This is a genomic window from Billgrantia desiderata (genome assembly GCF_900108215.1).
Classification (GTDB): Bacteria; Pseudomonadota; Gammaproteobacteria; order Pseudomonadales; family Halomonadaceae; genus Halomonas; species Halomonas desiderata.
The window spans coordinates 451,882-472,357 of sequence record NZ_FNVC01000001.1; the positions used below are offsets into that span (position 1 = coordinate 451,882).

The 20,476-nt window shown below is 62.4% G+C and carries 21 protein-coding genes and 1 tRNA gene; 6 read left to right on the forward strand and 16 right to left on the reverse strand.

The genetic code is table 11. The features are described from left to right. Positions 1-5: 5 nt before the first annotated feature. From thrS to C4S71_RS02150, 8 genes are all read right to left on the reverse strand, one after another. The gene (gene thrS, locus C4S71_RS02115) at positions 6-1,904 is read right to left on the reverse strand and encodes a threonine--tRNA ligase (protein ID WP_103968041.1); all 1,899 of its coding nucleotides are present in this window, start codon (positions 1,902-1,904) and stop codon (positions 6-8) included. Between the two features lie 296 nt (positions 1,905-2,200). Continuing rightward, complete coding sequence (locus C4S71_RS02120) at positions 2,201-2,911, reverse strand: OmpA family protein (RefSeq protein WP_103968042.1); 711 nt, start codon at positions 2,909-2,911, stop codon at positions 2,201-2,203. A gap of 250 nt (positions 2,912-3,161) precedes the next feature. Next, positions 3,162-3,629, reverse strand: a complete 468-nt coding sequence (locus C4S71_RS02125; protein WP_103968043.1) for a DUF2489 domain-containing protein — start codon at positions 3,627-3,629, stop codon at positions 3,162-3,164. Between the two features lie 74 nt (positions 3,630-3,703). Further along, a complete protein-coding gene (gene cysQ, locus C4S71_RS02130; RefSeq protein WP_235014139.1) occupies positions 3,704-4,495 on the reverse strand; it encodes a 3'(2'),5'-bisphosphate nucleotidase CysQ in 792 nt (263 codons plus the stop codon). A 92-nt stretch (positions 4,496-4,587) separates the two neighbouring features. Next, on the reverse strand, positions 4,588-5,526 hold the full coding sequence (gene cyoE / locus C4S71_RS02135; protein WP_422666831.1) for a heme o synthase: 939 nt from the start codon (positions 5,524-5,526) through the stop codon (positions 4,588-4,590). Beyond that, entirely contained in the window at positions 5,519-6,583 is a 1,065-nt protein-coding gene (locus C4S71_RS02140; protein WP_234277108.1) for a COX15/CtaA family protein, read from the reverse strand. The genes cyoE and C4S71_RS02140 overlap by 8 nt, the downstream gene beginning before the upstream one ends. 56 nt (positions 6,584-6,639) lie before the next feature. Next, positions 6,640-7,191, reverse strand: a complete 552-nt coding sequence (locus tag C4S71_RS02145) for a hypothetical protein (RefSeq protein WP_235014141.1) — start codon at positions 7,189-7,191, stop codon at positions 6,640-6,642. Continuing rightward, entirely contained in the window at positions 7,188-7,937 is a 750-nt protein-coding gene (locus tag C4S71_RS02150) for an SURF1 family protein (RefSeq protein WP_103968045.1), read from the reverse strand. Before C4S71_RS02150 ends, C4S71_RS02145 begins: the two co-directional genes overlap by 4 nt. Between C4S71_RS02150 and C4S71_RS02155 the strand changes: the two genes are divergently transcribed. After that, positions 7,936-8,133, forward strand: coding sequence for a DUF2909 family protein (locus tag C4S71_RS02155; RefSeq protein ID WP_010628703.1), 198 nt, complete (start codon positions 7,936-7,938; stop codon positions 8,131-8,133). The genes C4S71_RS02150 and C4S71_RS02155 overlap by 2 nt on opposite strands. Before the next feature lie 63 nt (positions 8,134-8,196). Here the strand turns inward: C4S71_RS02155 and C4S71_RS02160 are convergent, their stop codons facing one another. The 5 genes from C4S71_RS02160 to C4S71_RS02180 all read right to left on the reverse strand — a co-directional run bounded on the left by C4S71_RS02160 (position 8,197) and on the right by C4S71_RS02180 (position 12,890). Next, positions 8,197-9,057, reverse strand: a complete 861-nt coding sequence (locus C4S71_RS02160) for a cytochrome c oxidase subunit 3 (protein WP_103968046.1) — start codon at positions 9,055-9,057, stop codon at positions 8,197-8,199. Further along, positions 9,054-9,647, reverse strand: a complete 594-nt coding sequence (locus C4S71_RS02165) for a cytochrome c oxidase assembly protein (RefSeq protein WP_103968047.1) — start codon at positions 9,645-9,647, stop codon at positions 9,054-9,056. The genes C4S71_RS02160 and C4S71_RS02165 overlap by 4 nt, the downstream gene beginning before the upstream one ends. Before the next feature lie 49 nt (positions 9,648-9,696). After that, on the reverse strand, positions 9,697-11,334 hold the full coding sequence (gene ctaD / locus C4S71_RS02170) for a cytochrome c oxidase subunit I (protein WP_103968048.1): 1,638 nt from the start codon (positions 11,332-11,334) through the stop codon (positions 9,697-9,699). A gap of 82 nt (positions 11,335-11,416) precedes the next feature. Continuing rightward, positions 11,417-12,532 carry a cytochrome c oxidase subunit II gene (coxB, locus tag C4S71_RS02175; protein ID WP_200825209.1) on the reverse strand — a complete coding sequence of 372 codons (1,116 nt, stop codon included), beginning with the start codon at positions 12,530-12,532 and terminating at the stop codon, positions 11,417-11,419. 184 nt (positions 12,533-12,716) lie between these two features. Further along, positions 12,717-12,890 (reverse strand): DUF2970 domain-containing protein, encoded by a 174-nt coding sequence (locus C4S71_RS02180; protein WP_086508835.1) that lies wholly within the window; start codon positions 12,888-12,890, stop codon positions 12,717-12,719. A gap of 228 nt (positions 12,891-13,118) precedes the next feature. Here C4S71_RS02180 and C4S71_RS02185 point away from each other — a divergent pair, with 228 nt between their 5' ends. After that, the gene (locus tag C4S71_RS02185) at positions 13,119-13,478 is read left to right on the forward strand and encodes a hypothetical protein (protein WP_086508836.1); all 360 of its coding nucleotides are present in this window, start codon (positions 13,119-13,121) and stop codon (positions 13,476-13,478) included. Between the two features lie 22 nt (positions 13,479-13,500). Here the strand turns inward: C4S71_RS02185 and C4S71_RS02190 are convergent, their stop codons facing one another. Continuing rightward, complete coding sequence (locus tag C4S71_RS02190; protein ID WP_086508837.1) at positions 13,501-15,129, reverse strand: BCCT family transporter; 1,629 nt, start codon at positions 15,127-15,129, stop codon at positions 13,501-13,503. Positions 15,130-15,352: 223 nt separating this feature from the next. On the opposite strand from C4S71_RS02190, the gene C4S71_RS02195 reads away from it, so the two are divergent. Both C4S71_RS02195 and C4S71_RS02200 read left to right on the forward strand, forming a co-directional pair. Further along, a tRNA-Pro gene (locus C4S71_RS02195) sits at positions 15,353-15,429 on the forward strand. Positions 15,430-15,595: 166 nt separating this feature from the next. Further along, on the forward strand, positions 15,596-16,096 hold the full coding sequence (locus C4S71_RS02200; RefSeq protein ID WP_086508838.1) for a CAP domain-containing protein: 501 nt from the start codon (positions 15,596-15,598) through the stop codon (positions 16,094-16,096). 491 nt (positions 16,097-16,587) lie between these two features. Here the strand turns inward: C4S71_RS02200 and C4S71_RS02205 are convergent, their stop codons facing one another. After that, a complete protein-coding gene (locus C4S71_RS02205; protein ID WP_103968049.1) occupies positions 16,588-17,517 on the reverse strand; it encodes a 3-hydroxyacyl-CoA dehydrogenase in 930 nt (309 codons plus the stop codon). 117 nt (positions 17,518-17,634) lie between these two features. Here C4S71_RS02205 and hisD point away from each other — a divergent pair, with 117 nt between their 5' ends. After that, the gene (gene hisD / locus C4S71_RS02210; RefSeq protein ID WP_103968050.1) at positions 17,635-18,945 is read left to right on the forward strand and encodes a histidinol dehydrogenase; all 1,311 of its coding nucleotides are present in this window, start codon (positions 17,635-17,637) and stop codon (positions 18,943-18,945) included. Continuing rightward, entirely contained in the window at positions 18,942-19,694 is a 753-nt protein-coding gene (locus C4S71_RS02215) for an SDR family NAD(P)-dependent oxidoreductase (RefSeq protein WP_103968051.1), read from the forward strand. The genes hisD and C4S71_RS02215 overlap by 4 nt, the downstream gene beginning before the upstream one ends. A 7-nt stretch (positions 19,695-19,701) precedes the next feature. On the opposite strand, the gene C4S71_RS02220 is transcribed toward C4S71_RS02215, so the two are convergent. Continuing rightward, entirely contained in the window at positions 19,702-20,442 is a 741-nt protein-coding gene (locus C4S71_RS02220; RefSeq protein WP_234238852.1) for a FadR/GntR family transcriptional regulator, read from the reverse strand. Positions 20,443-20,476 lie beyond the last annotated feature (34 nt).

A 20,476-nucleotide genomic window follows, 5' to 3' on the forward strand; every position in this document is an offset into this window, starting at 1 on the left:
CGGGCTTACAGGCCTTCCGCCTGCACTTGCTCGATGAAGGCATCGACGGTCATGGTGCCCAGGTTTTCACCGGTGCGCGTACGCACGGCAACCGAGTCGGCTTCGACTTCCTTATCCCCCACTACCAGGAGATAGGGAACCTTCTGCAACGTATGTTCGCGGATTTTAAAGCCGATCTTCTCGTTCCTCAAGTCCGCCTTGACGCGAAGGCCAATTTTTTGCAGGCGCCGCTCGAGTTCCAGCGCATAATCGCGCTGCGCGTCGGTGATGGTCATGACCACCGCCTGCTCCGGCGCCAGCCACAGCGGCATGGCCCCGGCGTAGTGCTCGATGAGGATGCCGATGAAGCGCTCGAAGGAGCCGAGGATGGCGCGATGCAACATCACCGGCGTCTTGCGCTCGCCGTCCTCGTCGACGTACTGGGCGCCCAGGCGGCCCGGCAAGTTGAAATCGAGCTGCAGAGTACCACACTGCCACACGCGATTGAGGCAGTCGCGCAGAGCGAACTCGATCTTGGGCCCGTAGAAGGCGCCCTCGCCCGGCTGCAGCTCCCACTTCAGACCAGTGGCGTTCAGCGCCGCCTCGAGACCGGCCTCGGCGCGATCCCACAGCGCCGCCTCGCCCATGAAGTCGTCGGGACGGGTCGACAGCTTGAGCTCGACGTCGTCGAAGCCCAGCTCCTTGTAGACCTTGAGCGTCAGGGCGATGAAGGCCTCGGCTTCGCTCTGGATCTGCTTCTCGGTACAGAAGATGTGAGCATCGTCCTGAGTGAAACCACGCACCCGCATCAGGCCGTGCAGCGAACCGGAAGGCTCGTTGCGGTGGCAGCTGCCGAACTCGGCCAGGCGCAGCGGCAGGTCGCGATAGCTCTTGAGCCCCTGATTGAACACCTGCACGTGGCAAGGGCAGTTCATCGGCTTGACCGCGTACTCGCGCTTCTCCGACTCGGTGGTGAACATCAAATCGCTGTAGTGCCCCCAGTGGCCGGACTTCTTCCACAGCGAGAGATCCACTACCTGGGGCGTGCGGATTTCCTGATAGCCATGCTCGATCTGGATCCGGCGCATGTACTGCTCCAACGCCTGGTACAGGGTCCAGCCGTTGGGGTGCCAGAACACCATGCCCGGGGCCTCTTCCTGCAGATGGAAGAGGTCCATGCGCTTGGCCAGCTTGCGATGGTCGCGCTTCTCGGCTTCCTCGAGACGCTGCAGGTGGGCCTTGAGATCCTTCTTGTCGCCCCAGGCGGTGCCGTAGATACGGGTCAGCATCGGCTTGGTGGCATCGCCGCGCCAATAGGCGCCGGCCAGCTTGGTCAGCTTGAACGCCTTCAGGTGCCGGGTGTTGGGCACGTGCGGCCCGCGGCACATGTCCGTGTATTCCTCGTGATGGTAGAGACGAATGGTCTCGCCCTCGGGAATCTCGCGCACGATCTCCTGCTTGTAGGGCTCATTGCGGTGCAGGAAGGTGAGCATCGCCTTGTCGCGATCGACATACTCGCGCACCACGTCGTAGTCGGTGTCGATCAGTTGCTTCATGCGCGTTTCGATGGCGGCCAGATCGTCCGGCGTCACCGAGCGGCCGAAATCGATGTCGTAATAGAAGCCGTCATCGATCACCGGACCGATGGCCATCTTGGCTTCCGGATACAGCTGCTTGACCGCATGCCCGATCAGATGCGCGCAGGAGTGGCGGATCACCTCGAGACCTTCGGGGTCGCGGGCGGTGATGATGGCCACCTCGGCGTCATGCTCGATGAGGTCGGCGGCATCCACCAGCTCGCCGTCGATCTTGCCGGCCACGCAGGCCTTGGCCAGCCCGGGACCGATGGACTCGGCCAGCTGCATCACGCTGATGGGTTCGTCGAAAGTTCTCTGACTGCCGTCCGGCAGGGTCACGATGGGCATCGAAGGGTCCTTTGCGCAGTGGTGATCCATACCAGGGATCACGTGTCGCGGTTGATAGCAGATACGAAAAACGGGTCGTCAGCGAGACATGCAGCCCACCCACTACCTTGGGCGATACGGGTGCCGCATTCATCGGCCCCGCTGCAGGTCACGGCGACCGACAAGACTACCAGAACAGCCCCTGCTTGCGCCATGGCGAGCATCGCCTGGGCAGATGAAAGGGACACAGACGCGACAGGGGCACCCGAAGGTGCCCCTGCTGATGACGGTGCTGGAAGCTCATCCAGCGCCAGGCATCAATCCCAGTTCAGGATCTCGACGCGACGGTTCTGTGCCCGTCCTTCGTCGGTATCGTTGGTGGCAACCGGGCGCTCTTCACCGAAACCGCGAGTGGTCATGCGATTCTCGGCGATACCGCGTGAGACGAGGAAGTCACGCACGGAGTTCGCACGACGCTCGGAGAGGCCCACGTTGTACTGCGGGGAGCCCACGGAGTCTGTGTGGCCTTCGATGCGCACGCGCAGGTTGGGATTTTCGCGCAGCGTGGTCGCCACCTGATCCAGGGTCTGATAGGCACCCGGACGGATCTCGGCGGAATCGAAAGCGAAGGTGACTTCGCTATCGAGGGTAACCGGCTCGAACTCGGTGACCGGAGCCGGCTCGGGCTCGGGCATCGGCTCGGGCTCCGGCTCGGCAACCGGCTGCGGCGGCGGAGTATGGTCGGCGCACAGCAGAGCGCCGATGGCAGCACCGGTGGCACCGCCTACGGCAATACCGGCATCCTCGTCGGATTCGCCGCTCACCGCATAGCCGATGCTGCCACCGATCAGGCCACCGGCGATACCGCAGACCACGGGCTGCTGATACCAGGCGGTACCGCCTGCACCGGTGCCGGCTGCCGCGGTACCGCCCGCGCGCTCACCGCCCCGCTGAAAATCCGTGGCACAGCCGGAAAGGCCGAGTACCAGAGCTGAACCCAACAGCAAGCCAGTCGTTGATTTTTTCATTGCAAGACTCCTTCTTGATTTTCATCTCGGGCTGCACGAAACGCGAATTTCCCGATGGTCAGGACACTCATTGACCCAACGGCTTAAAGTGTAGGCCTTTATCGGCCTCGCTCAAAGCGCCGCCTCACTCCTTTTCCTGAGTCATTCTGCCATTTTCTGCCAGTAAACACCCGGGGAATGGCCATGTTTGGCTTGGCGGAGCGCCCAAGGCGCTGCCAACATACCGCGCTGTAAAGCCTTTGTATAGATCTTAATGCAGTCTTCCGGGCCAGTCTCGGCGAAACTTGAGCACTTCCTGGGCCGCCGCAAGTACCGGCTGACGCCACTCCGCCTCGACCTCGAGACGCTCGCGATCCTCGCGCATGCGGTCGCGGGGCGCCAGCTCCTTGCGAGCGGAGTGCGTATGCAGGTGCTGGGTACGCGCATGGACCTCGGCGAAAGCCTGAAAGTCGGGTCGCTCGAGCAGGCTCGGATCGAGAATGTCGAGCAGCAGCTTGCAGCGCCATGCGCCTTCGGTGATGTCGACCTGCTCCTGCAGCAGCGAAGAGGCGACGATCTCGAGATTGGCCAGGCAATTCTCATGAGCACGGCGCAACTCATCCTCACGAAACGCCTCACGCCGCTGCACCTCCTTCCACAAGGTGTAAGCGTAAGCTGCCAGGCCGGCAATGATGGCCAAGCCCACGGCGAGCAGAATCAATGCCGTCGTCGTCGTCATTCAAACTCCAGAAGATGGATTGAGGGCAGCATTGTAACGCAAGCACGAGCACGGAGCAGGACCCGCCCCCAGCCTTATTCGATCAGAGCGGGATCGCTACAGGCGATAAAAGGACCATTGATCAAACTCTCACCCCGGTTGTAGCGCAGCGCTTGGCCACTGTGTGGCTCGACCACCGCTCCGCCGGCCCCTTCCAGCACTGCCTGACCGGCAGCGGTATCCCATTCGCAGGTGGGGCCGAAGCGCGGGTACAGATCGGCGCGACCTTCGGCAATACGGCAGAACTTCACCGAACTGCCGCAGCGCTCGAGCGTGGCTTCGGGGAAGCGCGCCAGCCAGGCCTGGGTCTGCGCATCGAGATGGGCCCGGCTGACGAGAATGCGTGGCGGCCTCTCGACACGCACGACCAGCTCACGGCAGCGGTTCTCGTGCCAGCGCCAGGCGCCGATCCCCTTTCCGCCCATCCACGTCGTGGCCAGTGCCGGCGCGTGCACCACACCCAGCCGCACCACCCCCTGCTCGATTAGCGCCACGTTGACGGTGAAGTCATCGAAGCCGTCGACGAACTCCCGGGTGCCGTCGAGCGGGTCGACCAACCAGTAGCGATGCCAGCCGGAGCGCTCCGCCCAGGCAATGTCGGCCTGCTCTTCGGAGAGTACCGGAATGTCCAGCAGCCTCGGCAAGCCCCGCACCAGGCGCCGATGCGCCGCCATGTCGGCCTCCGTAACCGGGCTGCCGTCGGCCTTGCCAACCACCTCGTAGCGCCTCTCGCGGACGCGCAGAATGTCGCGGCCCGCCGCCTCGCACAGCTCGCGCAGCGCTCGCCCATCGGGCAGCAGCGACACCGCGCCTCCCTTCTCCACCACGCTGCCACTCCCTGTCGCAATGATTCAGCAGACCGAAACGCGAGTGCCCGGCACTTGCCGGGCGCTCGAAAGAGAAAAACCACCTGACTTGCTTACGCTACCCAGAGACCAGCATAGTGGTCTAGCAACAGCACGCCGAACACGCCGAGAATGTAGCGAATCGAGAACCAGAATGCCGCCAGCGGCGCGTTGGGGTCGGCTCCCCGCCAGACCTTCCAGTTCCAGTACATGAAGCGCAGATTCAGCGCCATCACGCCCACCAGGTAGACGGCCCCGCTCATGCCGATGACGAAGGGCAGCAGCGTGACGGCCACGGTCAACCAGGCATAAAGCCATATCTGCAGCCGCGTGAACGCTTCGCCGTGGGTCACCGGCAGCATCGGCACACCGGCACGCGCATACTCGTCGCGCTTGTGGATCGCCAATGCCCAGAAGTGTGGCGGCGTCCAGGCGAACACGATCAGTACCAGCAGCAGCGGCTCCGGCCCCAACTGCCCCGTCACCGCCGTCCAGCCCAGCATCGGCGGCGCCGCCCCGGCCACGCCACCGATGACGATGTTCTGCGGTGTGGCCCGCTTCAGGAAGGCCGTATAGATCAGCGCATAACCGATCAGCGATGCCAGCGTCAGCCATGCCGTGAGCGCGTTGACCTGCCACAGCAACAGGATGATACCGGCGATGGACAGCAGCGATGCCCAGCCCAGCGCCAACACCGTCGGCATGCGCTGGGCCGCAAGCGGCCGCTGGGAAGTGCGTAGCATCATCGCATCGAGGCGTCGATCCACCACATGATTGAAGGCCGCCGCCCCACCGGCTGCCATGCCGATGCCGGCCAGGCCGAACACCACCGTGGCAAGGGAAGGCAAGCTTGGCGTTGCCAACGCCATCCCCACCAGCGCGCAGGCCAGCATGACCAATACCACTCTCGGCTTGCATAACGTGAGCAGGTCCTGCCAGCTCCAGTTGGAGCCTTCCAGCTGTGACAGCAGAACGCGCTTCACCTCGCCACGTCTCATCAGCGCGTTAGACATGCACCCACTCCTTGTCCCGTCGTGTTGAATCTTCGGCCGCAACGGCCGACTCCCGCCAGTGCCACACCGCCAATGCCAGTAGCAGCACCAGCGCCACGGCACCGGCCGTATGCAGCAATGCCAGCCACAAGGGCAACCACATCAGCACATTGGCGATGCCAAGCCCCAGTTGAATACCATAGGCGAAGACGAGCCCACCGAGCCAGGGGCGCAGCCGCGCCTCGCGCCAATAGCGCAGAGCCAGCGCTATCAAGGCCAGCCCCAGAACCAGAGCGCCGATCCTGTGTCCCTGATGGATGGCGGTCCTGGCATCCGCATGCAGTTGCCCGTGCAGATAGTTCGGCCCCACCGTCTGGGTCAGATGAAAGCCCTCGCTCCAATCCATCTCCGGCCACCATTGGCCGTTACAGGTGGGGAAGCCCTGACAGGCAATGCCCGCATAGTTGCTCGACACCCAGCCACCCAGCGCCAGTTGCAGCAGCAGACAGAGCATGGCGATGCCCCACAGCGGAGTGAGACGCCGCCTCGCCACGCCGGGTGCCGCAGCCCCCCTGGCAAACCGGCGCAGGCTCAAATGCAGCCACAGGAACAGCAGCAACACTGCCAACCCACCCAACAGATGCAGGGTCACGACCTGCGGCCACAGCTTTAGCGTCACGGTGAAGGCACCGAAGGCTCCCTGAAGCAGAATCACGATCAGCAGAGCGATATTGGTCATCCACGGGTAGCCGGGGCGGCGGCGCAACCCTGCCCCCAGTGCCAACAAGGAGATGACCAGCAAACCGAGGGCCGATGCCACGTAGCGGTGGACCATCTCCACCCAGGCCTTGAACGCTTCCAGCGGCGCATCGGGAGAGTGCGCCATCGCCCGCTCGGCATCCGGCACCACCAGGCGCCCATAGCAACCCGGCCAGTCAGGGCAGCCAAGCCCGGCATCGACCAGACGCGTCCACACGCCGATCAGAATCACCACGGTGGTGAAGACGACCCCAGCCAGACTCAACCGCAGCAACAGGCGCAGCCGCGCCGCATCGCGCTGAATGGAAGCATTCGACATCGAAGCACTCTGCATGGTGTGGCTCGGCCTCCCTGATCGGATTATGGAAACTCTGCTCAGCGCGTATCGCCGTTACGCTCCGGCACACTGCGCCGGTCGGGGTTCATGCGCAGCAGATGACTGAGATCATCCATCACATCGCGCTCGCCGACCTCACGACCATAGGTCAATACCACCTGGCCCCGCGGGTCGAGTAGCCATACCTGCCCAGGCGCCTGCCAGTCAGGCACATCCAGCCACTGCGCGCCGATCTCTCCCGGCAAAAGCTCTCCCGGCAAAGTCTCGCCCGCCCCGCCAATGCGCAACCTCGTCACCCTGGGGGCCTCGCGACCGAGTGCACGATGCAGTCGCCACCAACGGTCGGCGTTTTCTGCACACGCCACGCTGCAGTCGAAGGCCAACACCCAATCGCCCTCATCCAGGCCGTCCGTAAGCTCCACCAGGGGCCATTGCGCCAGTTGGGGAACGTCCGGTGCCAGCTCGCCATGGGCCGTGCGCTGCTCCGGGATGCCGATGCGCCACTGCACCATCACCCAGGCGGCAATGACCGGCAAGGCGAATATTGCGATCAGTGCCAGCAACTTGAAGCGCTGGTGACGAATTCTCATGGCTTCCTGCAAGGCTTTGCCTCCTCATGTGCATTCCGACCTGCGGTTGTAGCGGCAGTACGACGGTCTCTGACCAGCCTGCGCCCGCCCAGCAGCATCACGACCAGAGCGGCCAGCGCCAATCCCCACCATTGAACGGCGTAGCCGACATGCCGGCTGGGGGGCATCACGCTGGGCTGCCACCACGGCTCGAGCAGGCCGGCCCCCCGTTCGAGATGCATCCACCCGGCGTGGGCGAAATCCGCCTCCCAAGCCTCCAGCTCGATGCGCTGCAAACGGCTACCTTCACGATTGGGACCGAACAAAGGAGTGCCACTGCCAGCCGCCTGCCAGCGGCCTGCGACGACGACTTCTCCCACGGGAGTTTCCACCTCAGGCGCCTCGCGGCTCGGCCCGGTGGGCAGAAAGCCTCGCTGAACCAGCCACAGCCGGCCATCTTCGGTTCGCAGGGGGGTGAGTACCGCCACGCCCAGTTGACCTTGGTGGGTGCGGTTGTCGAGAAACAGAGTCTGCTCCTCGAGATAGCGGCCACGCAACGTCAGGCGAGTGCCTTCGGGGGGAGTTTCGATAGGTGCCTGCAGCGTTGGGGCGGCGTCGAGACGCGCCAGGTATTCGCGCTTGTCGTCCGCCCGCTCCCACTGCCATAGTCCAAGGAACAAGCCCAATGCGACCAGTGCCGACCAGAACGAGAACCAGATCCTCAGTCGCCACTTTCCGCCCCCCTGACTTCCAATGGAGTGCCCCATGTTCCTCAAAACCCTGATAGCCGTGGTGTTCCTGGCCATGCTGACCAGCCTGGCCGCCGGCGTTGGCTTTCTGCTACGCGACGACTCCAGCTCGCGGCGCCTGCTCGTATCGCTGAAGATTCGCGTCTCTCTGGCCGCACTGCTGCTGGCCCTGCTGTTCTACGGCTTCTATTTCGGCAGCCTGGGAGAGATTTGACCCCAGGCTGTCGCTACTACCCGCCCCATGAGGATACATGGGGCTATTCATCACAGCATCATGTCAGAACACATAGACGAACAGGAACAGCCCCACCCACACCACATCGACGAAGTGCCAGTACCAGCACGAGGCCTCGAAGCCGAAATGGTCTTCCGGGGAGAAGTGATAGCGCATCACCCTGAACAGCATCACGATGAGGATCAGCGTCCCGACGATGACGTGAACCCCATGGAAGCCTGTCAGTATGAAGAAGGTGGCACCGTAGATGCCTGCCTGCAGCGTGATGCCGTAATGGGCGTAGGCTTCGTAGTACTCAACCCCCTGAATGACGATGAAGGTGAGGCCCAGCAGAATGGTGCCCGCCAGCCAGTTGCGGCATATCTTGCGCTTGCCTTCCTTCAACGCCTCGTGCGCCACGGTCAAGGTAATGCTCGAAGAGACCAGGATCAGCGTGTTCACCAGCGGCAAGTGCCAAGGGCTGAAGACCTGAGAGGGCCCCGCCACGGAGGGATCGGGCGGGCTGAGCAGCGGCCAATGCGCGACGAACTCCGGCCACAGCAGCGCGGTTGCGCCCTTGGTACCTTCCCCCGCCAACCACGGCACGGCGAAGGTCCGCACGTAGAACAGCGCACCGAAGAAGGCGGCGAAGAACATCACCTCGGAGAAGATGAACCAGCCCATGCCCCAGCGGAACGAGCGATCCATCTGGGCGTCATAGAGCCCGCTGCGCGACTCCAGCACCACGTCGCGGAACCACAGCGCCATCACGGCGATGACTCCCACCAGGCCCACCAGCGTGATCAGCGTGCCGCGCCCATGCACCAGCACCATGCCGGTGCCGATCATCATCACCCCGAGAGCGAGTGAGCCAAGAACGGGCCACTTGCTGGTCGCGGGTACGTAATAACTGCCACCACTCATGCCTCACCTCCTTCGTCACGCTTGACCCCGGCCTGCAGCGATTGGGTTTTGCCCTCAACGGGATAGAGGGTATAGACCAGAGTGACAGTGTTGACCTCGGGGGGGAGGTCTCGAGCCAGTTGGAACACCAGCGGCAGTTCGACCCGCTCCCCAGCCTGCAGCTGCTGCTCCTCGAAACAGAAGCAGCTCGACTTGCGTACATGGCGAGTCGCAGTGCTGGGCGAAACGCTGGGCACGGCACGACCCCAGCTCTCGCCGCTGCTCTGATTGCTGAACGTGAAATTCACCTCGGAGGTCTGCCCGGGATGCAGCCGTACCTGCCGGGTCTCGACATCCAACCGCCAGGGCAAACCGGAGCCGTTACGTGTGATGAACTGCACCGTGACCAGGCGCGACTCGTCCACCTCGTCGTGAACCAACGCCTGAGCCGTGGTATCGACCTTGCCGTTGATGCCAGTCACCCGACAGAACACGTCGTACAGCGGCACCAGCGCGAAGGCGAAGGCGAACATGCCGACCAGCGCCGCCACGCTGCGCCAGACCGTGCGGCGAACCCCTGCCTGCCTGGCCTCCGTATCATGCTGAGTCATGCTTCACTCCTCCTTTCGACGGCCGGCCACGCATGGCCGGCAATACGAATCAGTGAGCCGGTCGCTGGAAGGTCGGCGGCGTCTCGAAGGTGTGCAGCGGCGCGGGGCTGGGTACGCTCCACTCCAGATCATCGGCGTATTCGCCCCAGGCCGCCGCCGGCGCCTTCTTGCCGCCACGCACGCACATGACGATCACGGCAACGAACAGCAGTTGGGAGAAGCCGAACATGAAGGCGCCGATGGAGGACACCAGGTTGAAGTCGGCAAACTGCAGCGCATAGTCGGGAATCCGCCGCGGCATACCGGCCAGCCCCGAGAAGTGCATCGGGAAGAAGGTCAGGTTGACGCTGATCACCGAGAGCCAGAAGTGCCACTGAGAGAGGCGTACGTTGGGATAGTGGCCGGTCCACTTGGGCAGCCAGAAATAGACGGCGGCCATGATGGAGAAGATGGCACCCGGCACCAGCACGTAATGGAAGTGCGCCACCACGAAGTAGGTGTCATGGTACTGGAAGTCGGCCGGAGCGATGGCCAGCATCAACCCCGAGAAGCCGCCGATGGTGAACAGCACCACGAAGGCCAGGGCAAACAGCATCGGCGGCTCGAAGCTGATGGAGCCGCGGAACAGCGTGGTCACCCAGTTGAACACCTTCACCCCGGTGGGCACGGCAATCAGCATGGTGGCGTACATGAAGAACAGCTGACCGGCCAGCGGCATGCCCACCACGAACATGTGGTGCCCCCAGACCAGGAACGACAGCACCGCAATGGCGGCGGTGGCATACACCATGGAGGCATAGCCGAACAGGCGCTTGCGGGCAAAGGCCGGAATGATCGCCGACACGATACCGAAGGCCGGCAGGATCATGATGTAGACCTCGGGATGGCCGAAGAACCAGAACAGGTGCTGGAACAGGACCGGATCGCCGCCGCCCGAGGCGTCGAAGAAGCTGGTGCCGAAGTTGATGTCCATCAACATCATCGTGATCACCCCGGCGAGTACCGGCATTACTGCGATCAGCAGGAAGGAGGTGATCAGCCAGGTCCACACGAACAGCGGCATGTCCATCATGCGCATACCGGGTGCACGCATGTTGAGAATGGTGGCGATGATGTTGATCGCCCCCAGAATCGAACTGATGCCGGCAATGTGCAGCGACAGGATGAAGAAGGTGGTGGAAGGCGGCGCATAGGTCGTGGACAACGGCGCGTAGAACGTCCAGCCGAAATTCGGCCCGCCACCCGGCATGAACAGGGTCGAGAGCAGCAGACCGAATGCCACCGGAAGCAGCCAGAAGCTGAAGTTGTTGAGCCGCGGCAGGGCCATGTCCGGTGCGCCGATCTGCAGCGGAATCATCCAGTTGGCCAGCCCGGTGAAGGCCGGCATGACCGCCGCGAAGACCATGATCAGGCCGTGCATGGTGGTCATCTGATTGAAGAATTCCGGATTGACGAACTGCAATCCGGGCTGGAAAAGCTCCAGGCGAACCACCAGGGCGAAAATGCCACCGATGAAGAACATGATCAGCGAGAAGATCAGGTACATCGTCCCGATCTCCTTGTGATTGGTGGTCAGCAGCCAGCGCATGATGCCCTTGGGAGGGGCTTCGTGGGCATGTCCATGCCCCGCTTCCGCGGCGGTAGTGCTCTGCTCGAGCGTCGGCTGAGGAGGTACCTTAGGGGCCATCGGAATACTCCAATCTCATTGTCTTGTTTTGTCGCAGCTTGTCAGGGGTCCCTCACGTCGCGCGGCGACGTGAGGGCGACGATCATTGCAGCCGCTCGGCGATCTCGGCCGGCTGTACCGCGTCGCCGGACTCGTTGCCCCAGGCGTTACGGGTATAGGTGATCACCGCAGCCAGCTCGACCGGATTGAGCGTAGTACGGAACGACGGCATGGCAGTCCCGGACACGCCGTTGATGATGACGTCCTTGTGCCACTCCAGATCCGCCAGCAGCTGCTCGTTGCCGGCCAGTGCGGGGAAGGCCGGCGGCGACCCTTGGCCTTCAGGCTGGTGACAGGAAGCACAGATGCTTCCGTAGACGCCCTCGCCCCGCTCCATCAGCTCATCGAACTCCCACTCGCGGTCGATGCCCATGGCCTCTTCTGCCGCCATTTCCTGGCGCTCGGCCAGCCAGGCGTCGAACTCGTCCTCTTCCACCGCGTGCACCACGATCGGCATGAAGGCGTGGTCGACCCCGCACAGCTCGGCACACTGGCCGCGATAGATGCCCGGTTCGTTGATGCGCACCCAGTTCTCGGTGATGAAGCCCGGCACCGTATCCTGTTTCACGGCGAAATCGGGCACCCACCAGGCATGAATGACATCGTCGGAGGTGAAGAGGAAGCGAACCTTGCGGTTGATCGGCAGAACCAGCGGCTCATCCACCTCGAGCAGATAATTCTCACCACGCTCCTCATCGCCGCGAATCTGCGCCCTCGGGGTGGCGAGATTGGAGTTGAAGGCGACATCTTCACCGAGATATTCGTAGCGCCAACGCCATTGCTGGCCGGTGACCATGACGTCCAGCTCGGCCCCGGAAGGATCGTAAATTTTCTGGAGAGTGGCGGTCGCTGGTATGGCCATGCCGATGAGAATCAGCAGCGGAATGGCCGTCCAGATGATCTCGACCGTCGTATTTTCGTGGAAATTGGCAGCCTTTGCGCCCTTGGAATGACGATAGCGAACCAGGGAGTAGAACATGACCCCGAATACGATCACGCCGATGATCACACAGATCCAGAAGATCGCCATGTGAAGGTTGTAGATTTCTCTACTGAGGTCAGTGACCCCAACCGGCATGTTCCAGCCGCTAGCCAGAGCCATCTGGCTCGAGCCAGCAAGGGTCAAGCCCCCTGCCAGCCAGACGAGCAGAGTGCGCATCGACGCCTCCCAAGTTTGTAGTTGTGTCGATAACGGCGCCCCACGAGTCAGGGTATGGGGGTTCTCGTCCCAGAGAACATTAGCCGCTTCTTCTAGCCGAGTATATGGAGACAAGTTTAGAAAGTCACTCGCCTGACCTTCACCTTATGGCTAACGCAGCAGTCAACGCTGGACACTGCTACGCTCAGCCCGCAACCCAGATCGCCACCAGGGCCAGCACCCCCACCAGCAGCACCCCCATGACGATTCCGGTCACGATGAAAGCCATGGGATTGCCACGCTCGAAATCCTCACGCCGCTGTCTATCGCGCTGAACGCCGAAAAATGCCGCCAGCACCGATTTGATGACTCCCCACATCGCCATTCTCCCCTGTAGGCCGGCTGGCCCTAGAGCATGACACAACCACCCCAGTGGCGGTAAGACACTGGCCTGAAAGCCAGTATCGCAGTGGCGAGTTCGATATCACGAAATCGCATACCGCAATGCAGCAAAAAAGCATGGGAGAGCCACCTTTGCTGGACTACACTCGAATGCAAGCGTTCTGCCCTGTTCCAATCGCCCATTCGACATATCACGGAGATCGCCATGGCCAGCCCAACACCCGGTCGCCCTGCGCCCAACCCTGCCCTCGATGCCTCCCTGCCACTCATGGAATGGTGGTCGCAGCAATGGATTCAGGGCGTCACCCCGATGACGCGCCTTCAACTGGCATGGATGGAGAGCGTATCGGACATGATGCTTCAGGAAGCGAAGTTCCTCGCAGCGCTCTCCGAGGCGGGACAGCAGCTCGGACACTGCTATGACACCCATGGGGCCGACCCCGAAAAGATGAAAGAGTGCTACGAGGAGATAGCGCGCGAGGTTGCCGATCAGCACATGCAGCGCCTCAAGCACGTCGCCTCCATGCCTCAGGAATTCCGGCGCCGGATCTGGGAAGAGATCTGAGACACGCATCACGCATAATGGGTCAATGCAGCTTGTGAGTCTCATCGTCGGACACCGGGCTCGGCTGGGTACCGGCATCCTCGAGATCTGCCCACGGCTCCCGAGGCGCTTCCACGCGCTCGCCGGTACGTGCCGCATAACGCTCACGATGCAGTGCCTTGAGCAGCCCGGCGATCATCAGCATGACCACTACAGAGAATGGCAGTGCCGCCATGATCACGGCGGCCTGCAGCGTTTCCAGCCCACCTGCCATCAGCAGTACCGCAGTCAACAGCCCTAGCAGCCCACCCCATAGCAATCTGTGAGCGGTGGGCGGCTCGGGGTCGCCACCCGCCAGGATCGTATTGATGACCAGCGTGCCGGCATTGGCCGAGGTGATGAGATACGTCGCTATCAGCAACAACAGCATGGCGGAGAAGCCCTGCCCCAGCAGCCCCAGGTCCATTGCCTTGATAGTGGCAAAGACCGCCGTAGCGACGTTGTCGTCCACGGCCGCCACGATGCCCCCGCTGCCGAATAGCTCATGATGCAGCGCTGTGCCACCGAAAAGCCCGATCCACACGATGGTGATGACGGTCGGCACCAGCAGCACACCCATGACGAATTCGCGAAAGGTGCGCCCCCGCGAGACACGGGCAATAAACATTCCCACGAACGGCGACCAGGCCAGCCACCAGCCCCAGAAGAAGACCGTCCATTCCGACTGCCAGGCGTCACCGCGGGTGGCATTGGTGTGGAAGGTCATCCCCAGGAGGTTCTGGATATAGTCCCCAGCAGACTCGATGGTAATGGCAATCAGGTACTGCGTGGGACCCAATAGCAGCAGAAAGAGCACCGCAACGATACTCAACCAGAAGTTGGCCTCGGAAAGCAGACGCACCCCACGCTTCACTCCGGAAACCACCGAGAGTGTGGCGATGGACATGATCACGGCGGTGACCATCAGCTGCAGCAGCATTGACGACTGCAGCCCGAACACCGCCTCGAGACCGGCATTCATCTGCTGAACGCCGAGCCCTAGCGTCGTCGCAATACCGAAGACGGTACCGAAAACGGCCAGCACATCGACGACATCGCCCAGAGTGCCTTCGGTACGCTTGCCCAGCAGCGGAGCCAGCGCCGAGCGAATCGTCAGCGGCAGATTCCAGCGATAGGCAAAGTAAGCCAGCACGAGCGCCACGAAGGAGAAGATCGCCCAGCCGTTCAAGCCCCAGTGAAAATAGGTCAAGCGCATGGCGACCCTGGCGGCATCGGGGCTCATTCCCTGCTCAATGAAGGGATTGTCCTGGAACTGAAGGATCGGCTGGGCCACCGACCAGAATAGAATACCCACTCCGGTACCGGCTGCGAACAGCATCGCCACCCAGGAGAAAAAGCTGAACTCGGGCTGCTCGAAGTCGCCTCCCAGGCGCACGTTCTTGTATCGACCCATGCCCAGCCACACCATGAACAGCAGCAGAAAAGCGACCAGGAGCACGTAGTACCACTCCAAAAAGGGGTCGAGCACGCCTCGGGCCAATGCCAGCCCTCGGCCGAGACGCTCGGTATGGAAGGCCCCGTAAAACAGAGAGACCGTCACCACCACGAAACTCACCAGGGTAACCCTGGCGTTCATGCCCTTGAGAAGACCGTGTCGCACCTGCCGCTGCATCCCTCCCCCTCTGCCAATGCGCTGTCGCCAACCATCATAAGGCAGCAAGACAGCCACATCACGTAACAGGCCGCTTCCTTCACTCGCTAAGCCGGCTAAAGGCAACCATCTGAAAGGAAAGTACAAAAGAGGCTTTTCATTTACACTCGAACGCGCTAGTATACGCCTCGTTCTCGGGGGCCTGGCCGCGACCTGGCCATTGCTGGAAGCCGAGAAAAATAGTCGGAGCGTGGCGCAGCTTGGTAGCGCGCTGCAATGGGGTTGCAGAGGTCGCAGGTTCGAATCCTGTCGCTCCGACCATCTGATTCGAGAAAACCGCCACTAACGGGTCATGCCGAGTGGCGGTTTTTCGTTGATGGTAAAACTCTCGCAAAATTCTCGCAAAACTCTCGTAAAGCACCGCCTCGCCGTTCAGCCCTCTCCCAACTAGAGTGACAAGGGAAACCCCTAGACCAAAGGAAGGTCGATGCTACGTTCTTGTACTCTCTTCTCGTTTGTACTGCTGAGCCTGGCTCATGCCAATACTGCCGCGGCAGAATGCGAGCTCAGCGCCGATCAACGCGAGATGCTCGAGCGGGTCAACGATGTACGCAGCGAAAGCCGCCAGTGCGGCGATGAGAGCTTTCCCGCCACCCATCCCCTGGAATGGAATTGCAGCCTGGCCGAGGCCGCGCACGGCCATTCACGGAACATGGCTGAAGAGGAATTCTTTGGTCACAGCGACACCGACGATCAAGGCGTCGCCGCTCGGGTAAGCGACACCGGCTATGTATGGCAGGCTGTTGGAGAGAACATTGCCGCCGGTCAGGCAGAGGTCGAGCGTGTCATGCAAGGCTGGCTGGAAAGCCCTGGGCACTGCGCGAATATCATGAGTGGCGACTTCAGCGAAATGGGGGCGGCTTCCTTCGAAGAGGAAAGTTCTCGCTACTCCCCCTTCTGGACACAGGTGTTTGCCCATCCGAGATGATGTCGGCATCCGATATAGCGAAGAAGAAGACTAAGGAAGTGAAAAGAGAATAGAGGCCAGAACAGTACAGCGATACGGGAGTCGATGTCGTCAGGACCCTCCCTGGCCCTTGGGTGCAACGGGTAACGCTGGTTCAGTGAATGTAAGCGACGAGAGCATCGTTCGCCGCTTGCTGGGCCAAGGCATGGGAAACCCAGTGGTTCAGGACTTCGCACACATCGGCATCCACACGCTGCTGTGTTGGCATGAGGTTTCTCCTTTGTGACATCGAGAAACATCATGCCCCAGCTTTGTCGACATTTCATCAGGTTTACGAAACTTTGCTCTCAAGGGGCAGCATTCGCCCCGAGGCTGCCACGAAACGTGCGTTTGCATTCGAATAGTGCATGGAAATGGCTTCCACATCCGCTTTTCTGCTTGAAACCGCTTGCTTGCCTTAGTTCTCAATGAGCGGTACGAATCATCAATTGGTCTGGTTACGCGCCAATACGCTAAGAGAGCAACTTGCGGTAGGCACCAAGCGCCATCAGCTGGCGGTCGCGCCACGCCTGGCGTTCGGCCAGCCCTTCGAGCGGCAGCGCCGAGCGCCGTTCCGCCTCCAGCGCCGCGAGGGTCTCCTCCTGCCAGGGCGAGGCGCCATCACGCTGAGCATCCACATCGGCATAGAGCGGGCCATAGCGGCGAGCGTAATCGGTCACCCCGGCCGGGGCATTGAGATCGATCGTCTCGAACGGCCCCATGAACGACCAGCGCAGGCCCAGGCCGTGCTTGACTGTCTTGTCCAGATCCTCGGCCGAGACATAACCGTCACGGAACAGGCGCAACGCCTCGTTGAGCAGCGCCCCCTGCAGCCGGTTGAGAACGAACCCCGGCAACTCACGCCTGACCAGCACCGGCACCTGGCCCACCTCGGACATCAAGGCCAGCGTTCTATCGACCGCATCCTGAGCGGTATTCGGCGCAGGCACCACCTCGACCACAGGCACCAGATAAGGGGGGTTCACCGGGTGCGCCACCAGACAGCGCTGCGGATGCGCCAAGTGCCCGGTAAAACGCGACGCGGCAATGCCCGAAGTGGAGCTGGCAAGAATGGTATCCGGCGCCGTCGCCGCTTCGAGTCGGCTGTATATTTCCTGCTTCACCTCGAGATTCTCGGGGCCGCACTCCTGCACGTAGCCGGCCCCCGCCACGGCAAGCGCCAGGTCGGGTTCGAACTCAATGCGCGCGAGAATCGCTGCGGGCTCTTCGACCAGCCCGGCACGCTGTAGATCATGCAACGACTGATGAATCGCTTGCTTCGCCCCGGCCAAGGCCTCCGGCTGGGCATCGTACAGCCGCACCGAGCGCCCCGCCCGCGCAAAGACCATCGACCAAGCCCGCCCAATCAATCCTGCACCCACTACCGCGATAGGTTCCGACATGCTGCCTCCTTTCGGCTTGAAAACTGGGATTGCATTCGTATGCAATCGATACTAACTTTGCGGTGAGCCGTCTGTCGAGGCAACTCGATTACTCGTACAATTCAGCAGGAAACCGCCATGATCCGACGACTGAAAGCGGGCGCCCCGAGCGAAGCCCGCGCCGAAGCCGACCGTAAGGTGCGGGAAACCGTCGAACAAACGCTTCAAGCCATCGAGACACGCGGCGATGAAGCCGTGCGAGAGCTTTCGGAAAAATTCGACCGCTGGTCGCCCGCCACCTTCCGGCTGAGCCAAGCCGAGATAGAACGGGCAATATCGGAGCTCACGGCGCAAGAACTCGACGACATCCGCTTCGCCCAAGCGCAGATTCGCCGCTTCGCCGAGGCCCAGTTGGCCAGTATGCAAGACGTCGAAGTGGAAACACGGCCCGGCGTGGTGCTCGGGCATAAGCACATCCCGGTCAATTCCGTTGGCTGCTACGTACCCGGCGGCGCCTACCCCATGGTCGCCTCTGCGCACATGAGCGTGCTGACCGCCAAGGTAGCCGGTGTCAAACGCGTCATCGCTGCCGCCCCGCCTTATCAAGGAAAGCCGCATCCGGCCATCGTGGCGGCGATGCATCTGGCCGGAGCCGATGAAATCCTGGTGCTTGGTGGCGTACAGGCGGTTGGCGCCATGGCCATCGGTACCGAGTCCATCGAACCGGTCGATATGCTGGTCGGCCCCGGCAATGCCTTCGTTGCCGAAGCCAAGCGACAGCTCTTCGGCCGGGTCGGCATCGACCTGTTCGCCGGCCCCACCGAAACCCTGGTCATCGCCGACGAAACCGTCGACGGCCTGCTCTGCGCTACCGACCTGCTGGGTCAGGCCGAGCACGGCCCCACCTCGCCCGCGGCCCTGCTCACCAACTCCGAGGCGTTGGCCAAGGCGACGCTCACCGCCATCGATGAGCTGCTGGCCAAGCTGCCCACCGCCGAGATCGCCCGCCAGGCATGGAACGACTACGGCGAGGTCATCGTTTGCGACAACCACGAAGAAATGCTGCAGGTCGCCGACGAGATGGCCTACGAGCACGTCCAGGTGATGACCGAAGACCCCAACCTCTATCTCGACAGGCTGACGAACTACGGCGCCCTCTTCCTCGGCCCGCGCACCAACGTGGCCTACGGCGACAAGGTGATCGGCACCAACCATACCCTGCCGACCCGGAAGGCCGCGCGATATACCGGCGGGCTGTGGGTCGGCAAGTTCCTCAAGACCTGTACCTATCAGAAGGTGCTCACCGACGAGGCTTCCGCCGAAATCGGCAGCTACTGCTCACGCCTGTGTGCGCTGGAGGGCTTTGCCGGACACGGCGAGCAGGCCAACGAACGCGTACGCCGCTACGGCAAGCGTGACGTACCCTATGCCTCCGCGGTACCGGTATGAAGCTGCCCCAAACCCCTAGCCTGCGCCTGGAGGGGCGCAGCGCTCTGGTCACCGGCGCCAGCCAGGGCATCGGGCTGGCCTGTGCCTGCGCCCTGGCTCAAGCCGGCGCACGAGTGACCCTGGTGGCCCGCAACGCCGAGCGGCTGGAAGAAGTGGTCGCGGCCCTGCGCGCCGCCGGTCACGAGGCCGAAGGTCTGGCGCTGGACGTTCAAGACCAGGCTGCCACCCGTCGCGCCCTGGCGGGTCAGCGCTTCGACATACTGGTCAACAACGCCGGCACCAACCGGCCCAAACCGATCGACCAGGTCACGGAAGAGGACTACGCCGCCGTCATGGAACTCAACGTCCGGGCTACCTACTTCCTGACTCAAACGGTGATCGAAGAGATGCCCGCCGGCGGCAGCGTGATCAACGTCTCCTCGCAGATGGGGCACGTGGGCGCCAAGAACCGCAGTCTCTACTGCGCCTCGAAAGCCGCGGTAGAAGGCATGACCCGCGCCATGGCAGTCGAGCTGGGCTCTCGCGGCATTCGCGTCAACACCCTTTGCCCGACCTTCATCGAAACCCCGATGACACAACCCTTCTTCCAGGAACCCGGCTTCCGGGAGGCAGTGCTCGCGCAAATACCGCTGGAAAGGCTCGGCCGCATCGAAGATGTGATGGGCCCTGTGGTGTTTCTCGCCTCGCCCGCCGCCAACCTGATCACCGGCAGCGCCTTGATGGTCGATGGCGGCTGGACCGCGCATTGATCAACCGCTAGGTCTCTCCTTCCACGTAGGTCAGATTGGTCTCCCAGCTTTTGCTGCTCACTTCGATGGCGGCGCGAACGGCTTCGCCATCACCTTGTTGAAATGCCTGGTAGATCGCCTTGTGATCCTTCAGTGCCACGTCGGGCAGGGTCTGCATGGAGGTTTCCAGCGCCGCCTCGATCAATTGCAGCAGCGTCTCGCCGACGCGAATGGTCATCGGGTTGTGGGTGGCGTGAAGAATGGCCCGGTGGAAGGCAACATCGTGTCGCGCCGTCTGCTCACCGTTGGCAATGGCCGCCTCCATGTCATCGATGGCCTGGCGAATCCGCGCATGATCCTCCGCAGTGGCATTGCCCATCGCCTGCAAGGTGTAGGCCGGCTCGAACATCCGGCGAAACTCGAGCAAGTCGCGGGTCATGCCGCGGGCCAGGATCATGCCGAAGGCCATGGGGTCGACGATCGGGTCGCCGGGTTCGCGCCGAATCATCGTGCCCTGCCCACGCCGCACCTCCACGATGCCGATTGCCTGGAGCATCTTGATGGCCTCACGAACGCTGGACTTGCCGATGCCCAGACTATGCGTCAACTCCGTCTCGGAGGGCAGGAAATCGCCAGGCTTGAGCTCACCACGGATCAGAGCGCCCTTGATTCGCTCGAGCAGTTGCATGGCCACTGAGCTTCTCTCGATGGAGCCACCAAAAGAGTCGCATGGGGTGGCTCGGGCGGTGAGCTGGCGTTTCGTACTCATGTGGCCTCTCGTTCTACGGTTAACGAACTTCCAA

Excerpts from the sequence above, each read along its gene's own strand:
- hisD (WP_103968050.1), top strand. The coding sequence starts at position 17,635 with ATGATCCGACGACTGAAAGCGGGCGCCCCGAGCGAAGCCCGCGCCGAA.
- C4S71_RS02220 (WP_234238852.1), bottom strand. The coding sequence starts at position 20,442 with ATGAGTACGAAACGCCAGCTCACCGCCCGAGCCACCCCATGCGACTCT.
- C4S71_RS02155 (WP_010628703.1), top strand. The coding sequence starts at position 7,936 with ATGTTCCTCAAAACCCTGATAGCCGTGGTGTTCCTGGCCATGCTGACC.
- C4S71_RS02160 (WP_103968046.1), bottom strand. The coding sequence starts at position 9,057 with ATGAGTGGTGGCAGTTATTACGTACCCGCGACCAGCAAGTGGCCCGTT.
- ctaD (WP_103968048.1), bottom strand. The coding sequence starts at position 11,334 with ATGGCCCCTAAGGTACCTCCTCAGCCGACGCTCGAGCAGAGCACTACC.
- thrS (WP_103968041.1), bottom strand. The coding sequence starts at position 1,904 with ATGCCCATCGTGACCCTGCCGGACGGCAGTCAGAGAACTTTCGACGAA.
- cyoE (WP_422666831.1), bottom strand. The coding sequence starts at position 5,526 with ATGTCTAACGCGCTGATGAGACGTGGCGAGGTGAAGCGCGTTCTGCTG.
- C4S71_RS02120 (WP_103968042.1), bottom strand. The coding sequence starts at position 2,911 with ATGAAAAAATCAACGACTGGCTTGCTGTTGGGTTCAGCTCTGGTACTC.
- C4S71_RS02185 (WP_086508836.1), top strand. The coding sequence starts at position 13,119 with ATGGCCAGCCCAACACCCGGTCGCCCTGCGCCCAACCCTGCCCTCGAT.
- C4S71_RS02190 (WP_086508837.1), bottom strand. The coding sequence starts at position 15,129 with ATGCAGCGGCAGGTGCGACACGGTCTTCTCAAGGGCATGAACGCCAGG.
- C4S71_RS02205 (WP_103968049.1), bottom strand. The coding sequence starts at position 17,517 with ATGTCGGAACCTATCGCGGTAGTGGGTGCAGGATTGATTGGGCGGGCT.
- C4S71_RS02200 (WP_086508838.1), top strand. The coding sequence starts at position 15,596 with ATGCTACGTTCTTGTACTCTCTTCTCGTTTGTACTGCTGAGCCTGGCT.
- C4S71_RS02150 (WP_103968045.1), bottom strand. The coding sequence starts at position 7,937 with ATGGGGCACTCCATTGGAAGTCAGGGGGGCGGAAAGTGGCGACTGAGG.
- coxB (WP_200825209.1), bottom strand. The coding sequence starts at position 12,532 with ATGCGCACTCTGCTCGTCTGGCTGGCAGGGGGCTTGACCCTTGCTGGC.
- C4S71_RS02145 (WP_235014141.1), bottom strand. The coding sequence starts at position 7,191 with ATGAGAATTCGTCACCAGCGCTTCAAGTTGCTGGCACTGATCGCAATA.
- C4S71_RS02215 (WP_103968051.1), top strand. The coding sequence starts at position 18,942 with ATGAAGCTGCCCCAAACCCCTAGCCTGCGCCTGGAGGGGCGCAGCGCT.
- C4S71_RS02165 (WP_103968047.1), bottom strand. The coding sequence starts at position 9,647 with ATGACTCAGCATGATACGGAGGCCAGGCAGGCAGGGGTTCGCCGCACG.
- C4S71_RS02140 (WP_234277108.1), bottom strand. The coding sequence starts at position 6,583 with ATGTCGAATGCTTCCATTCAGCGCGATGCGGCGCGGCTGCGCCTGTTG.
- C4S71_RS02180 (WP_086508835.1), bottom strand. The coding sequence starts at position 12,890 with ATGTGGGGAGTCATCAAATCGGTGCTGGCGGCATTTTTCGGCGTTCAG.
- C4S71_RS02125 (WP_103968043.1), bottom strand. The coding sequence starts at position 3,629 with ATGACGACGACGACGGCATTGATTCTGCTCGCCGTGGGCTTGGCCATC.